The organism is Thermococcus indicus, assembly GCF_006274605.1.
Taxonomy (GTDB): domain Archaea; phylum Methanobacteriota_B; class Thermococci; order Thermococcales; family Thermococcaceae; genus Thermococcus; species Thermococcus indicus.
The window spans coordinates 370,537-385,997 of the sequence record NZ_CP040846.1; the positions used below are offsets into that span (position 1 = coordinate 370,537).

Consider the following 15,461-nt stretch of genomic DNA (forward strand, 5'->3'; position numbering starts at 1 on the left):
CCGTGCCATCTTTGGGCCTATGTACCCGAGACCGAGGACTGAGATTTTCATAGGTTTCGCCTCCATAATGTCTTACTCCAGGGGTTTTGTTTTCGACCCTACTTCCCGTATCTCCCTCTTCAAATCCGCCATGCTCTTGAAGATGTACCCCATGATGAACCCGAAGATCACCATGTTAACCCCAGTGATCACAAACATCGACGTCAGCGGCGCCATGAGGTAGTGGGTCACTCCCCTCTGCCACTCCCGGACAACATATACCCCCATCACAAGGCCAATAAGGAGCGACAGAAAGCCGAGCAGGTAGAGGTACCTCCCCGGGTTGTACCTCACCAGCAGTTCAATTATCGTCTTCCCTATGTGGAAGCCGTCCTTTATCGGGTGGAGGTTTGCTTTGCCCTTTCTTCTATAGTAGTTTATTGGAACCTCTGCTATTCTGAAACCTTTCGCTATCGTTTCAACCGTTAATTCTGTCTCCACCTCAAAGCCGTGCTTCTCCAGTTCCACATTTTTATATAACTCCTTCGTCAGCGCCCTGTAGCCGGTAAGCAGGTCGTGAACCTCAACGCCATACATAAAGCGGAAGAGGGCGTTGAAGATCTTGTTGCCTATCAAGTTCAACCTGGTAAAAGCTCCTTTCTCAAAGTTGATTAGCCTGTTGCCTATTATGTGGTCCGCGATTCCTCTTCGTATTGGCTCAAGCACCATCTCAATATCGTTCGGGTCGTAGGTTCCATCGCCGTCAATCATAACGACGACATCCGTATCAATGAGCTTAAATGCCTCAGCAACGGCCTGTCCCTTCCCCTTTCCAGTCTGGAGCACGACCATGGCACCCTTCTCTTTGGCGATTTCTCTGGTTCTGTCCGTGCTGTGGCCATCTATGACTAGAATGTTATTATAGCCCAGCTTTTTGAACTCATCAATAACCCACCCGATGCCGTCCTCCTCGTTCTTCGTTGGAATCAGGATTGTAACATCCTGGGGAGTAATTACGCGCTCCATTATTCAGGACCTCCTCGCCCCCTATGGCGGAACGGTTCTAAGTCATCACTTCGGCATCAACGACTATCATCGTCTTTCCTCCAGGAAAGTCACCAGGGCATCCTCTTGAACCTTCTTTCTGTGCTTTCTGGCGAATTCCACGAGTTCCTCGCCGGAAGTTAGAATAACAACCCCCCGCGCTCCCTCCCTGACGTGGACTTTCTTTAGGGGGACAAAGACCCCGTCCCTGTAAACCACCTCAATTCTCTCCAAAGCCGCCACCTCGAGTCCATTTTCAAAACATCCCCGTACTTCCTGGCGAGGGCAACGACTGACCCGATCGTCAGCTCCTCGTTGTAAGCTGGAATCACCACCAAAATCCCCTGCACCATGATTTTCACCGGTTTCCTTGTTACACCGTCCCCATGGTCTGTGATTTAAATCATTCTGGGGATTACTGCATCACCCTGCAGGTTCCATCGCGTATTATTGGGATTTTGCTCTTAAATCTTTCTAACCATCGTGGGTACTCCGGTTTGTACAAGGGGCGTTAGTCTTTGTTAAATCGGCAGGGAGTGGTATAAATTGTAACGGCTATCGCCTTCGATGTTCTGTTGTGTGTTTTGTAAATAGCCGGGCTCCCCGCTCTGTTCCATTTTGCGTCTGGTGACCATCTTGGGCCGCGACCTCCTGACTCGACCGAAAACTTTTTAAACCCTCCCGCCTCCCTAATCTCGGACACGCCCCGGTGGTGTAGCCCGGTCAATCATGCGGGACTCTCGATCCCGCGACCCGGGTTCAAATCCCGGCCGGGGCACCAGAATCCTTCTCCTGGGCCCGTGGCTCAGCCTGGTCAGAGCGCCCGCCTGATAAGCGGGAGGTCCGGGGTTCGAAGCCCCGCGGGCCCACCACAAGAAACTTTGCGCAAGCAAAGTTTCATCAAAGTTCGTAGCTCTTTCTAAAGTGCTATCGCTCGATTGTGATTCTCGAATTATGGCCCTCACTGATGGAATCCCTGAAAAAGGCTTTTGCTATGGAGCTTTCTCACACTCGACGCCCTTCGGGCGTCTAAAAAAGTTGAACTCAAATTTATATGGGCAATTGGCTGGAATTCACTACTATTTTAATGATTACTTTTGGATGGGAATGTCTGTGTCCTAAGCTTGGAAATGAGGGTTTAACTCTTTTCGCGAGCCTTTTCCCAAAGGTTCGTTCGCTTCACTGTACCTATTTCCTCATGTGTTCCACCTCTGTATGAATCTTCAATGGCGAGGATGAGTCCTGGATGAAAGATACGATTGAGAGGTTTATTGACGGTTAAGCCCCGCAACTCTTATATACATCTTTGGACATCCCCCATAATGGGGTGTGTCCAGACATGTTGTTTGATGTCCAGCCAAAGACGTCAATTGACGAACTGTTCGGGAGAAGAGCGGAGTATTTGAGCTTTCTTGACGCTATCGAGAAGAGGAGGAACTTCTTCATAATCACCGGGCCGCGCAGGATAGGAAAGACGAGCTTTCTCTACGCCGCGCTCAACGAGCTTGAAAAGGAGTACGGTATTCCATACGCCGTGATTGACGCGAGGGCCGCCACATCCCTAAACTCAAAGTACCCGCAGAGGGTCATTGCCGAGCGTCTGTACAAAGCTATCGCGAGGAAGGGCTTCGTTGGGGGTGTAATCTCAAGGATAAAAGGGATCAGAATCAGCGGCATTGAAGTTGAGCTGCAGGAAAAGGGCTTTGACATCATAGATGTTCTCTCGGCGATAAACGAGGGGAACGAGCTCGCTGTGATAGCCTTTGATGAGGCCCAATACCTCCGCTTTTCGAATGAAGACCTCACAAAGCTCTTTGCATGGGTTCTTGACAGCCTTCACAACATAGTGCTCGTGTTTACTGGCTCCCAGGTGGGCGTTCTTGAGAACTTCCTTCGCCTTGATGAGGGGGACTCCCCTCTTTTCGGGAGGTACGAGGTGAGGATAAGCTTACCGCGCTTCAACCCCTCGGAGAGCCTTGAGTTCCTGAGGAGGGGCTTTGAGGAGTACGGGATCGACGTGAACGAGCGGGAACTCCTTCCGGTGGTGAACACTCTCGATGGGGTTCCAGGGTGGCTTGTTCACTATGGGGCCCACAGAATTGATGGGCTTACTAATGAAGAAGCCATTGAGAAGGTTTTGGAAAAGGCCATGAAGTACGTGCAAACGGAGTTTGAAGAGTTGGACAAGCTCTCTCCTCGTTATCGTGTTGTGGTAAGGGCGATAGCACGGCTGAGCGAAGGAAAGGGTTATGCAAGGTGGGAGAGGATAAAGGGACTTGTTGAGGAGGAATTGGGGGAGAAAATGGATGAAAAGGCAATAAGGGGGTACTTATCAAAGCTAATGGACTATGGCTTCGTGGAGACGATTGGGTACGGAAAGTATAGAATCCCTGATCCGGTTATGTACCGAGTCTTCAGGAGAATGTGAGAGTATGTACTATTTTGGACGTCCCCCATAATGGGGGACCTCTCATTTCTCCGAGAACATGCACCACTGGGGATGTCCTCCCTAAAGAACAGGGGAGATAAGGTAAACCTCTGGGGTGTGGGGGCGTTAGCCCCCCAGCAACCTTTGCCGGGCAAAGGTTGACCAAAAGTCTTAACTGCGTAATCTGCTAAAGTGAATTTGTGTGTCTTCTATTAAGATTTGAGAGTTTTGACTGGGTTTTATTTCAATAAGTCAATTTTGTTTTTGGTTTTCCTATTGTTTTAGCGCCCGGAGGGCGCTGTTGGAGTGAAACCATGTGAGAGTGAATGTTATGTGGATAAACCCTTTGGAGAAGACCATCAACGAGGACACACGAACTTTGATGAAACTTTGCGCAGACAAAGTTTCTTGCAGGGGCGAAGCCCCTGCATTCCACCGTATCAAGAATTGTGTAGTGTCCATCCCTTTAACCTCTCCCGAAAATTTTATTAAGAAAGTTACTATAATGGTCACTATATGCAGAAAAATTACTACCTCACAAAAACTGAACAGGACATAATGAGGGTGATACGGGGAGCGGATATTGTGAGTGCTGACGAGATTAGAGAGCTCCTTCCCGGTCTCAGTAGGGGAATGCTTAAAAAGGTCCTTTGGAGCCTCTCGAAAAAGGGCTACCTCACAAGGCTGAAGAAAGGCCTCTACCTCGTCAATGAACATCCTGGAAAGCCCTCAATAAAAAACCCTTACAGGATAGCCCTCGCCATATTCCCGGGATACATAGCCTTCTCTTCCGCCCTGAGACTTTACGACCTACTCGACTACGAGCCGTTCACAATATTCGTGGCCACACCGAGAAAATCCGGTGAGAGGGCCGTTGGGGAGTACACGATCAAGGCCATTGCCTTGGGGGAAAAGGCCACAGGAATGACGCTTAAGGATGGAGTTTACACTTCCACCCTTGCAAAGACTTTCTTCGACTGCTTCTACAAGCCGAGATACTGCGGAGGCTACCCCGAGATAACCAAGGCCCTCTACGAGGCCGAAAAACTCGACTGGGATGAATTCTTGAGCTACTTCGAACGCTTTGCCAGCGACTCCCTCTGCCAAAGGACTGGCTACGTTCTGGAGCTCCTCAAGGACGAGTTGGGGGTCGACATCCCAGAGAGAGTTCTTGACTATCTAAGGGGCAGGGTTAAAAGCTGGACGAAGCTCGTTCCAACTTTTCCCTCCTGCGGAAGGGGCATTGGGGGGTGGAAAGTGATAGACAACCTTGGAAAGGAAAAGATACTGGGGTGGGTCTATGGATGATACGGAAATTTTGAAGCTCAGAATTGAAGAACTGGGTCGAGTGCTTTCATTGTAGTTCGCGCCTTTCCCCAGAGAAAGGTTTATAAGCCAACCCCCGCAATGCCCACCAGTGATTAAAACCACCTTTCTTGGAGGTGTTCGCAGTGGAAGCCAAGTTCGAGATACCCGTATGCACATCATGCGGAAAGGAGATAACCCCTAGGGAGCACGCCACTCACTTCGTCTGCCCGAACTGCGGCGAGGAGATAATCTGGCGCTGCGAAAGCTGCAGGGTCCTCTCAGTCCCCTACAAGTGCCCCAAGTGCGGCTGGGAGGGGCCGTGAGTTAGGCTGATTTGGAGGTGAAAAAGATGAGCGACTTCAACCTCGTTGGTGTCATTAAGGTCATGCCGACCGATCCGGATGTCAACCTCGACGAGCTCGAGGAGAAGCTGAAAGCTGTCATCCCCGAGAAGTTCGGCCTCGCCAAGGTCGAGCGCGAGCCCATAGCTTTCGGTCTCGTCGCCCTCAAGTTCTACGTCCTCGGAAGGGACGAGGAGGGCTACTCCTACGACGCCGTCGCCGACCTCTTCCGCGAGGTCGAGAACGTCGAGAGCGCGGAAGTTGAGACCGTCTCGAGGATCTGAATTCTCTTCTCTTCCTTTGATTTGGATAGTTGCTGTTTTCCTGTTCTGTACTCGCAGTATCTACCATTGCTTGTTATGAACGCTGTTGGATGGTGTCCTCATTCCGAGGTAATGTGCCAAAAATCAAAAAGTTTTTATAAAACCTTTAACAATTTTGGCACGATGGTTAGCATGCTAACCAGGGCAGAGCTCAGGGTTCTCTCAGTCCTGCATGGGCCGACCACTCTCAAAGAACTCTCTGGGCAGCTCGGGGTTTCCCGCTCTCGCCTTTCGATAATCGCCCGTTCCCTAGAACGAAAGGGCCTTATTGAGCGGCAGAAAGACGGAAAGGAGATTCTACTCATTCCTTCCAGCTCCAAGCCCCTTGAACTCTTCCACGAGCTTCTAACGAGGTTTCCCCATGTTGACTCCATCTCTCTCTTGGCAGGTAGAAAGCTTAAGGTCATAGGCGGAATGGCCGTTGAGGAGCCTAGGCCGGTGTGGGAAATCTCCCTGAGATCCAACGTTAACCGCTACACAGTGCACCACGTCCTAACGGAGCTGATGGAAAGGCTCATCGTCGGGAAAAACGAGAAGGGGTACTTTATTGCGGAACGGTTTTCTCTCGTCAAAGAGTTCGCCGACGAATACTTTCGCCTGCAGAACTCAATAAAGGCAAAGAGCTTCAGCCATGATTCGGTAATCCTCTGGAACGGCGTTAATGAGTTCATCCTTGCTACGAGAAGCTTCAAGGGCTTGGCGGTAGATTCCTTCCAGCTTACCGGCCTCTCCCGCTTTTCAAGCTATGGTCTCAGCGTAATCTCAGGGGGAGTTTACCACTATTACTGGCCTTCCAGGGAGATAACGCTCGAAGAGGTCATTGTTCATACACTGGCAGTTGGAGCTGGCGCGAGGGAGCTCCTCTACGTCGTAACCATCCTAAAGGTCAGAGGATTTAACGTTGAGCGGCTCAGACGTCTGGCCATTAAGTTTGATGTCCTCGGAGTCGTTGACGATATTATTGAGTATCTTGGCGGAAAAGAGAAAGGCTATCCGTTCCCTTCCAGGGATGAAGTTGAGGAGCTCTGCCGTCAGTACTTTGGAGGCCCCAAAAATGATAACGAGGGAAAGATTGGTTGAAGAGTTTGCCCTGCTGGACGAGAAAGCAACTCTATTGGCCTCTCGGGGAGTTATTCCCGAGGAAATAAGGCTTTACCTTATAGGTGGTGGCAATCTTGCTTTGAGGGGCATAAAAGACGCCACTGCAGACGTAGATGTAGTGGTCGAGAACGTTCGAGTTCTGGGGTCCCTTGATGAAGTTCTTACGAATCCCTCGCCTGAACTTAAAGTGGGCCCGGGTGTCAGGGTTATCTACGTGAAGACGGTTGAGCACGGATACAAAGTTAAACTGGGGGCCGTTTCGGTTTATAAAAAGCTTGACCCGGAGATGCGTGATTTCAACATGGATGTCTTTGTGAAGAGAGTCCTAAGAGGGCTCACACTGTCGGAGGGTATGAAAAACCGCTCGGTACTTCCCGGCGAGTTTGAGGATTTCGAAACCCTTAAGGTTAGGCTGGTGTCCCTTGAGGACATTTTCCTGTTCAAAGGAGTTACCTCTCTCGGCAGAGCCAAGGACGTTGATGATCTGCTTCGCCTGCTTGAGCATGGTGTTGATTTTGAGGTAATGCTTGGTGAGCTTAATCATCAAAGAACGATCATTGAGCCGGAGAGATTTGAATGGCTTGTGGGGCTTCTTCACGAGAAGGCGGTGATCCTCAGAAAGATACTCGCGGAAAAAGGACTCAGAAGCAGGGCCTTGGATAAGTTTATTAAGGAGCTGGAGCTCTCTTTTGTTTAAATGAAAAAGAAACTCAGAGCCCCAAGCTCAAACTCAGCTTCGGCCTCTTCCACTCGTCGAGTATAGCTTTTAACTCCTCGTTCTCCACCCTGGAATACAGCTCATCAAAGCGCTCCTTCGCACCCTCTTCTCCAGCCTTCCACCGCGCCAGTTCTCCTATGGCTCTGAAGAAGTACACCGTATCGTCCTCAAAGAGCTCTGCAAAGGCCTCCATGTTCTCCGCTACAACGCCGTAGGAACCCTCGTTGAAGAGCCCCTCTATGAAGTCAACCAACGTGTCAAAGACGAGGCCGAAAATCTCGTCGCTCGTATCGACGGCCTTAAGGAGCGCGTCCCTTATGGCCCTGAAGGTCTTTCCGTACTCCTCCCTGCCCGCGAATATCTCCGCCTCCACCAGCCTGGCATTGACCTCTATCTCGTCCTCCCGGGGTTTCCTGAGAACCTCTCCTATCAGCGCCTCTGCAGCATCGTAGTCGCCGAGCTCGTATCTGAAGTGCGCCAAGTCGAGCAGGCTTATCATGTGGTTCTTCTCGTCGTTGAGCCTCTCGAAGATCTCCCTCGCGCGCTCCATGAGCTTTATAGCCTTCTCGGTCTCGCCAATCTCGTCGTAGTTCACCGCAATGTTGGCCAGCGTAAGCGCTATCTCCCTCTCGTTCTTGAGGACTTCCTCCTCCAGCTTGAGGAGCTCCTCGTAGGTCTCTATCGCCTTCTCCGGCATGCCGAAGTGCTCGTAGGCATCGGCCAGGTAGTAGAGAGCCGTCGCGTACTCCTCCGGGTCGTCCTTCCTCCTCTCGGCTATCCTCCTGTAAAGCCATATCCCCGCATCGGTATCATCAAGGTGCGCGTAGACGTGGGCTATCTCATGGACAAGCTCGTAGGGATCATCGCAGTCGACAACAACCCCCTCAAGCCTCCCCAGCTCGCGCCTGAGAACCTCCTCATCTTCGATGGCCTCAATGTAATCGTCAAAGAGCTCCAGGAGCCTCTCACAGTCCTTCGCGGTGAGGGCATTCTCCCATTCGGCCTTGATGTCGCCCATTTTCACATCACCGGGTTTAGGTTCGCCGAACGGGTTAAAAAGCTATGCTATCCCCTCGGTGGGACCTCACTGAATTTCGTCATAATTTGGCTGTCTTGTTTGAACATGCGACAGTTATCTGGCACATTAACCCGAGGTATCCACATTCGTTGTCATTTTGATTGCCTTTCGACCAAAATATTCGAACAAAATTTGAATTTTAACCGTTTGCCTGCAGTGGCTATGGATAAAATGTCCAGTAATTCAAGGGGAAGGGTTATAGACCACGAACCCAATCCAAACACCTGGACAATTTATCCAGGTGATGCCCATGGAGACGGTAAAAAAGGACATCATTCAGGAGTACGCGGGCTGGAGCAGTCTTGACGTTTTAGAGAACGCCAACCGATACCCCGGCCCGACGGGTTTCTTCGCCTACGTGATGGAGGAGGCGCTGAAGGAGGGCCTCTCCCTGATTCTCGAGGGGGGAAGGGAGGCCCACTTCTCGGGTGACATCTACATCCACAAGCTCCCCTACAGCCTCTACATCCCCTACTGCACCGGCCACAGCACGGCGAGACTCCTTAAGAAGGGCCTCAAAACCCCGACGATAGTTTCGAGGCCGGCAAAGCACTTCGACACCTACGTTGACCACATAGCCAACTACCTCATAACCATGCAGCACTACTTCAGCGGCGCCCAGGCCCTCTCAAGCGTCGAGTGGTACGCGGGGCCGTTCATAAGGAAAGAGGGCCTCGACAGGAGGAAGATACGGCAGAACATTCAGAGACTGGTTTACAACCTCAACTACCCGAGCAGGGTCGGGATGCAGACGCCCTTCACCAACTTCACCGTGACTCTAGATGCTCCGAAGAAGATGCTCGAAGGCGACCACGCGGTTTACGATGGCAAAAAAGTCGAGCCCCTCGGCGAGTACGAGAAGGAAGCCAAGGAGTTCTTCATAGCCCTCACCGAGGTTCTGCGCGAGGGAGATGCTTTGGGTCAGCCCTTCACCTTCCCGATTCCAACGCTGATGGTTACGGCAAAGATGCTCTGGAACGACCCGGAGGTCTTCGAGGCCGTCTTCGGGACGGCTTCAAAGCGCGGGAGCTTCTACTGGCTCAACACCAACGTTGTGAATCCGGACGCGAGCTACGCGATGTGCTGCCGCATAAATATCAATAAAAACGAGTTTATGTACGCTTTTAGCTTCAATACGGGTGGTATTAAAGAGCAATGGCTAAATGAAGTTGAGAGACAGCGCTTTGGCGGTCTCTGGGCGATGCCCGACGTCACCGGCTCCGTGAACGTCACCACCGTGAACCTGCCGCGGCTCGCCTTAAAAGCTAAGGGCGACGACGACAGGTTCTGGGAGGAGTATGAGAGGACCCTCGAAGTCGTGAAAAAGACCACGGACTGGTTCAGGGAGCGCTACGTGGGGCTGATAACGAACTACCGTCAGGTGTACCAGATGATTCACCTCTATCTTGAGGAGTTTCCGAGCAGCCACTTCAACACCGTCGGAATCCTCGGCCTTCCGGAAGCTGCCTCGATTTACCTCAACAAGCCGAAGCTCTGGGAGGAAGGAAGCAGAAGGGACTGGCTCAAAGCCGCTGAACTCATGAAGGATATGGTCGAGTTCGCGACGGCCAAGGCAAGGGAGTGGATGAAGGAAACCGGAACGCCCTGGAACGTCGAGGAGGTCCCCGGTGAGAGTGCCGCGGCAAAGCTCGCCATAAAGGACCTGCGCGAGTTTCTTGAGCTTAAGGAGTACCTCAGCGATCCGGAAAACCCGATTTACTCAACGAGCATAGCCCCATACTACGGTGCGCTTGAGCTGGCCGACAGGATAAGGATTGAGGAGAGGGTTCAGAGGAGCTTCACAGGGGGAGTTATGATGCACATCTTCCTCGGGGAGGAGCCCGACCCTGAGGCCCTGGCGAGGCTCACGAAGAGACTTATGAGAACCGAGCTGGTTTACTGGAGCTACACTCCTGCAATAACCGTCTGCAACTCCTGCGGCTACTCAACCACGGGTCTTTACACCCATTGTCCAAGGTGCGGAAGCGAGAACGTCGAGGTATGGAGCAGGATAATAGGCTACTACCGCCCGCTCAGGAACTGGAACCCCTTCAGGAAGAGGGAGTTCTGGACGAGGAGGCACTACTCCTCCTGATTCCTTTTTTGGAGGTGGTTGAATGCTCACGAGCGGCTGGAAGAGCGTAAGCATGGTGGACGTCCATGGAAAGGTCACCTTCACCCTCTGGCTCTGCGGTTGCAACCTCAGGTGCCCCTTCTGCCACAACTGGACAATAGCTGAAGGCCTCGACTGCTTCCCCCTCGACAGGAGGACCCTCCTCGATGAACTAGAATCCGGTGTCTTTCTCGTTGACTACTTTCATGTTACCGGCGGCGAACCGTTGATGCAGTGGAGAGAGTTAATCTCCCTTTTCGCAGAGGTTAGGCTTTTGGACGTTCCTATAAGCCTTAACACGAACCTGACCATTATTGGGCCCCTTGAGAAACTCCTTGGTGCGGGCCTGGTGGACCACGTAGCCACAGACCTCAAAGCACCGCCCGAGCTGTACGGTCTCCCTACCGGGGCTACTGAGAGGCTCTGGAATCTCTTCCTGAGGGGTCTTGAGCTGGTATCCGACTACGGACTCCCGCTTGAGCTCAGGATTCCCGTGGCGAAGGGGCTCAACCAGTGGCCCCACATTGAGGAGGGTTTGAGGAGACTGGGCACGGACTTCTACGTTGTGCTGAACCCCCTCGTCGGGAAGCCCCTAACGAACCCGAGGGACGAGGAATGGTGCTCGAAGCACTGCTGGCCGGGGGCGGAGGTTGGGGAGCTCAAAAGGAAGCTCGAAGAGCTTGGTGTGGGCGTTTACGTTAACAGCTTTGGAGAACTCCTCAGGGAAACGCCACGGGGGTTAGGGGATTTGACCAAAAAATTTATAAATAGTCCAAAGGAACCATAAACCGGAAACACTAATTGTAACTAAAAGTCCTCAATCTGTAAAAACAAAAACGGGCGGAGGTGGGAGGAGATGGCCCAGCTCGCTGGACAGCCGGTTGTTATTCTGCCTGAGGGAACCCAGAGGTACGTTGGTAGGGACGCTCAGAGGCTGAACATTCTCGCCGCGAGGATCATAGCCGAGACCGTTAGGACCACCCTCGGCCCGAAGGGTATGGACAAGATGCTCGTCGACAGCCTTGGAGACATCGTCATCACCAACGACGGTGCCACCATACTCGACGAGATGGACATCCAGCACCCTGCTGCCAAGATGATGGTTGAGGTTGCCAAGACCCAGGACAAGGAGGCTGGTGATGGAACCACTACCGCTGTCGTCATCGCCGGTGAGCTTCTCAGGAAGGCTGAGGAGCTCCTCGACCAGAACATCCACCCGAGCATAATCATAAAGGGTTACGCCCTGGCCGCCGAGAAGGCCCAGGAGATACTCGACAACATGGCCAGGGAGATCGACGTTGAGGACGCCGAGATCCTCAAGAAGGCCGCGGTCACCTCCATCACCGGTAAGGCCGCCGAGGAGGAGCGTGAGTACCTCGCCGAGATAGCCGTTGACGCCGTCAGGCAGGTCGCCGAGAAGATCGACGGCACCTACAAGGTCGACCTCGACAACATCAAGTTCGAGAAGAAGGAGGGCGGCAGCGTCAGGGACACCAGGCTCATCAGGGGCGTCGTCATCGACAAGGAAGTTGTCCACCCCGGCATGCCGAAGAGGGTCGAGAACGCCAAGATAGCGCTCATCAACGAGGCCCTTGAGGTCAAGGAGACCGAGACCGACGCCGAGATAAGGATCACCAGCCCGGAGCAGCTCCAGGCCTTCCTTGAGCAGGAGGAGAAGATGCTCCGCGAGATGGTTGATAAGATCAAGGAGGTTGGGGCCAACGTCCTCTTCGTCCAGAAGGGTATTGATGATCTCGCCCAGCACTATCTGGCCAAGTACGGTATCCTCGCCGTGAGGAGGGTTAAGAAGAGCGACATGGAGAAGCTCGCGAAAGCCACCGGAGCAAAGATCGTCACCAACGTCCGCGACCTCACGAGCGAGGACCTCGGCGAGGCCGAGCTCGTTGAGCAGAGGAAAGTGGCTGGAGAGAACATGATATTCGTCGAGGGCTGCAAGAATCCGAAGGCGGTCACCATACTCATCCGCGGCGGCACTGAGCACGTCGTCGACGAGGTCGAGAGGGCGCTTGAAGATGCCGTCAAGGTCGTCAAGGACATCGTCGAGGATGGCAAGATACTGGCAGCGGGCGGTGCCCCGGAGATCGAGCTCGCCATCAGGCTCGACGAGTACGCCAAGGAGGTCGGCGGCAAGGAGCAGCTCGCAATCGAGGCCTTTGCAGAGGCCCTTAAGGTCATACCGAGGACTCTCGCCGAGAACGCCGGTCTCGACCCGATCGAGACCCTCGTGAAGGTCATAGCAGCGCACAAGGAGAAGGGACCGACCATCGGTGTCGACGTCTTCGAGGGCGAGCCGGCCGACATGATGGAGAAGGGCGTCATCGCCCCGGTCAGGGTCACCAAGCAGGCCATCAAGAGCGCCAGCGAGGCGGCAATAATGATCCTCAGGATCGACGACGTCATCGCCGCCAGCAAGCTCGAGAAGGACAAGGGCGGCGAGGGCGGAGGCAGCGACTTCGGAGGCGACCTTGACTGAAGGCCTTTAACTTCTTCTTTCCTTTAAATACCTCCGAAAAGCATTTTTAGTCCAACGGGAACTTTTCTTGTATGTCCTCCATTGAGGTAAGGGACCTCTCCAAATGGTACGGCTCAAAGAAAGCCCTCAGCGACGTTTCCTTCACCGTGCAGGAGGGCGAGATAGTCGGAATAATCGGGCCGAATGGAGCGGGAAAGACGACGCTTATAAGGGTTCTGAGCTGTCTCCTGAAACCCGACTCCGGTGAAGTGAGGATTTTTGGGAAGAAGCCCTGCGAGGCAAAGGACCTCTTCGCGCTCCTCCCCCAGGACGTTAAGGCCCACTTCTACACGCTCACCCCGAGGGACTACGTCTACCACTACCTCCGGATGAGGGGGCTCGGGAGGGAGGAAGCCAGAAGGACTGCGGATGACGCCATGAAGCTCTTCGGAATAGACTACTCAGACGAGCCAATGTCCACCCTTTCGGGAGGCATGGTCAGGAAGGCTCTTCTCGCCATGGTTCTCTCGGCCGATGCCAAGCTCTACTTCCTCGACGAGCCGACCGTTGGCCTTGATGTCGAGAACAGGCTGAAGCTGTGGGAGGTTCTCCGGGAAAAGGCGGAAGAATCAACGATAGTCCTCACCAGCCACTACCTCAACGAGATATCGAGCGTCTGCGACCGCGTCCTGCTCCTGAAGGGCGGTCGAGTGAGGGCCTTCGGAAGGCCTGAAGAGATAGCCCGGGAATACCTGAGCGGACTTCACTCGAAGATTGTCGCCTTTGGAGGCGTTAAGCTTGAGGGCTTTCTCGTCAAAAAGGCCGGGAGAAATGCCTACATCTACACCCGCTCGAAAGCTGAGGAGAGAGAAGCCGTTGAGGCCCTTGAAAAGGCCGGCGTGCCCTTTAAAGTTGAGGAACTCACAATAGAGGACGTTTTCATCGCGGGTGGTCTCGATGATGGGGATCGTTGAGTACTACGCGAGGGCCCTAACACGGGGAAGGTTCTCCCTTATCAGCTTCGCCATCCAGCCGCTCTCCTTCATCTTCATAGTCTACGTCGTGAGCGGGGGCAGGTTTTTGAACACTGCTTTGGCTGGAGCAGTCGTCAGCTTCATAGTCGGGGTCGGGGTAGCGGATTTGGCAATAGAGCTGGTCGGGATGAAGACTCGTTCGAGGTTCTACGACATCCTCATCTCCCTCCCGGGAAGCGGCTGGAAGAAGCCCCTTGGAATTTCCATAGGGATGAGCGTTCCTGCCCTGCCCTACGTCCTTCTCCTCACGATTCTCCTCCTCACGCGCCTTGGAGTCCGGGCACTCCCCGGAATGGTTCTTGGAATAATATCTCTCTGGCTGTGGGGTGCGGGGATAGGCTTCCTCCTCGGCGTTAGAGGAAAGGAGTCGGTTAGAACGATGCGGCTCTCGAACATACTCGTGACCGGCCTCACGGTGTTCCCGCCGGTCTACTATCCCCCGAGCGTTCTGCCCGATGGCCTTGCCAGAGTCCTCATGCTCCTCCCGACGGTGAGCGCCTCACGGCTGATATACGGGAACGGCGATCCCGGGAATCTCCTCGTGACTGCCTTCTGGGGGCTTACGGGCCTGATCTTCCTGGCCAGGTTCAAAGGGCTTGAGGGGTAATGCGTGTGGGCGGTTTTAGCTCCGATGATTTGTCCTCAACTGTGTGCATTGTTAGTACTTTGACCTAAAGAGTTTTATTTTTTCAATTTAGCAAAAAACTTCTTGGTGGTCGCTGTGAGGTGGAGAGTCTTCCGTGAGATTGTCGTTTACCCGATGGTTCTTGGCGTTCCCCTTTTTGCTTTCGTCTGGATAAAATATGGTGGCATGACGCGTGAGTGGGTCTTTGAGGTAATTATTCTTTCCCTTCTCACGATCGCTTCAACAGCCTTCTTTCTCGCCCGAATACTTGAGAAGCACGGGTACAGCAAGAGGGACATCAAAAGGCTTTTTGAGATTCTTGAGGAGCACTGGAATGAGCCGTGGGATTCAGGATACCTGAAGCACGACGTGCAGGAGTGCGTAGCCCATCACCTCATTCTTTGGGGAATTTTCAGTACATTTCTCCTGGGTTTTCACGATGTTTTTCTTGCCATAATGGCGTTCGTTGGCCTGGCTTTTCTTATGGTGGCGATGTATCCAGTCTTCGCCACGATGGTGGTGTGGATTTTAGCTCTCCCCTTCTACTTCCTTGGGAACGAGAGGGCTGAGGATGCCTTTGAGTTCGTCGGTAAAACGTCCCTTGCCTTGACCATTGCGATTCCGGTTATATGGGCTGTTTCCTCTTACGTTTCAACCAAAAACTACCCGGAAGATGTTTTGAGAATGTTCAATGCAGTGGTTAAGAACGCCGAGTGGTTTTTGGTTCTCTCGGTTTTGAACACCCTGTTTGGCTTTCTGGGAGTTTACCTCTCGCGCAGAGTTGGGAGGAGAATCCTTACGATTGTTCTGCTCTCTCTTGCGATGGCCATGCTCTTCGTCCTCTGGGAGTTGTTGAAAGGTTAAAGGCTGGGGAATTTAAGATGGAGCCCGGGAGG

At 53.1% G+C, this 15,461-nt stretch carries 15 protein-coding genes and 2 tRNA genes; 14 read left to right on the forward strand and 3 right to left on the reverse strand.

Going from position 1 to position 15,461, the window contains the following annotated elements; translation table 11 throughout:
- Window positions 1-72: 72 nt before the first annotated feature.
- Entirely contained in the window at window positions 73-1,005 is a 933-nt protein-coding gene (gene aglJ / locus FH039_RS01890; protein ID WP_139680005.1) for an S-layer glycoprotein N-glycosyltransferase AglJ, read from the reverse strand.
- 66 nt (window positions 1,006-1,071) lie between these two features.
- Window positions 1,072-1,257: an antitoxin family protein gene (locus FH039_RS01895; RefSeq protein ID WP_139680006.1), complete on the reverse strand. Its 186-nt coding sequence runs from the start codon at window positions 1,255-1,257 to the stop codon at window positions 1,072-1,074.
- 469 nt (window positions 1,258-1,726) lie between these two features.
- Here FH039_RS01895 and FH039_RS01905 point away from each other — a divergent pair.
- The 8 genes from FH039_RS01905 to FH039_RS01940 all read left to right on the forward strand — a co-directional run bounded on the left by FH039_RS01905 (window position 1,727) and on the right by FH039_RS01940 (window position 7,221).
- Window positions 1,727-1,804, forward strand: a tRNA-Glu gene (locus tag FH039_RS01905).
- A gap of 13 nt (window positions 1,805-1,817) precedes the next feature.
- Window positions 1,818-1,895, forward strand: a tRNA-Ile gene (locus tag FH039_RS01910).
- Window positions 1,896-2,362: 467 nt separating this feature from the next.
- Complete coding sequence (locus FH039_RS01915) at window positions 2,363-3,451, forward strand: AAA family ATPase (RefSeq protein ID WP_139680007.1); 1,089 nt, start codon at window positions 2,363-2,365, stop codon at window positions 3,449-3,451.
- 516 nt (window positions 3,452-3,967) lie between these two features.
- Window positions 3,968-4,759, forward strand: a complete 792-nt coding sequence (locus FH039_RS01920) for a type IV toxin-antitoxin system AbiEi family antitoxin domain-containing protein (protein ID WP_139680008.1) — start codon at window positions 3,968-3,970, stop codon at window positions 4,757-4,759.
- Between the two features lie 143 nt (window positions 4,760-4,902).
- Window positions 4,903-5,082 (forward strand): zinc finger domain-containing protein, encoded by a 180-nt coding sequence (locus FH039_RS01925; protein WP_012572828.1) that lies wholly within the window; start codon window positions 4,903-4,905, stop codon window positions 5,080-5,082.
- 26 nt (window positions 5,083-5,108) lie between these two features.
- Complete coding sequence (locus tag FH039_RS01930; protein WP_014012768.1) at window positions 5,109-5,384, forward strand: elongation factor 1-beta; 276 nt, start codon at window positions 5,109-5,111, stop codon at window positions 5,382-5,384.
- A 162-nt stretch (window positions 5,385-5,546) separates the two neighbouring features.
- Entirely contained in the window at window positions 5,547-6,503 is a 957-nt protein-coding gene (locus tag FH039_RS01935) for a MarR family winged helix-turn-helix transcriptional regulator (RefSeq protein WP_240703249.1), read from the forward strand.
- A complete protein-coding gene (locus FH039_RS01940) occupies window positions 6,478-7,221 on the forward strand; it encodes a hypothetical protein (protein WP_139680009.1) in 744 nt (247 codons plus the stop codon). The genes FH039_RS01935 and FH039_RS01940 overlap by 26 nt, the downstream gene beginning before the upstream one ends.
- Before the next feature lie 13 nt (window positions 7,222-7,234).
- Here the strand turns inward: FH039_RS01940 and FH039_RS01945 are convergent, their stop codons facing one another.
- Window positions 7,235-8,260 (reverse strand): tetratricopeptide repeat protein, encoded by a 1,026-nt coding sequence (locus FH039_RS01945; RefSeq protein WP_139681557.1) that lies wholly within the window; start codon window positions 8,258-8,260, stop codon window positions 7,235-7,237.
- Window positions 8,261-8,570: 310 nt separating this feature from the next.
- Between FH039_RS01945 and FH039_RS01950 the strand changes: the two genes are divergently transcribed.
- The 6 genes from FH039_RS01950 (at window position 8,571) to FH039_RS01975 (ending at window position 15,429) form a co-directional block, all read left to right on the forward strand.
- Window positions 8,571-10,415 (forward strand): anaerobic ribonucleoside triphosphate reductase, encoded by a 1,845-nt coding sequence (locus FH039_RS01950; protein ID WP_139680010.1) that lies wholly within the window; start codon window positions 8,571-8,573, stop codon window positions 10,413-10,415.
- Between the two features lie 22 nt (window positions 10,416-10,437).
- The gene (locus FH039_RS01955; RefSeq protein ID WP_139680011.1) at window positions 10,438-11,220 is read left to right on the forward strand and encodes an anaerobic ribonucleoside-triphosphate reductase activating protein; all 783 of its coding nucleotides are present in this window, start codon (window positions 10,438-10,440) and stop codon (window positions 11,218-11,220) included.
- 69 nt (window positions 11,221-11,289) lie between these two features.
- Window positions 11,290-12,927 (forward strand): thermosome subunit beta, encoded by a 1,638-nt coding sequence (gene thsB / locus FH039_RS01960; protein ID WP_139680012.1) that lies wholly within the window; start codon window positions 11,290-11,292, stop codon window positions 12,925-12,927.
- Window positions 12,928-12,998: 71 nt separating this feature from the next.
- Window positions 12,999-13,880: an ABC transporter ATP-binding protein gene (locus FH039_RS01965; RefSeq protein ID WP_139680013.1), complete on the forward strand. Its 882-nt coding sequence runs from the start codon at window positions 12,999-13,001 to the stop codon at window positions 13,878-13,880.
- Entirely contained in the window at window positions 13,864-14,547 is a 684-nt protein-coding gene (locus FH039_RS01970; RefSeq protein ID WP_139680014.1) for a multidrug transporter, read from the forward strand. The genes FH039_RS01965 and FH039_RS01970 overlap by 17 nt, the downstream gene beginning before the upstream one ends.
- A gap of 105 nt (window positions 14,548-14,652) precedes the next feature.
- Complete coding sequence (locus FH039_RS01975) at window positions 14,653-15,429, forward strand: hypothetical protein (protein ID WP_240703299.1); 777 nt, start codon at window positions 14,653-14,655, stop codon at window positions 15,427-15,429.
- Window positions 15,430-15,461 lie beyond the last annotated feature (32 nt).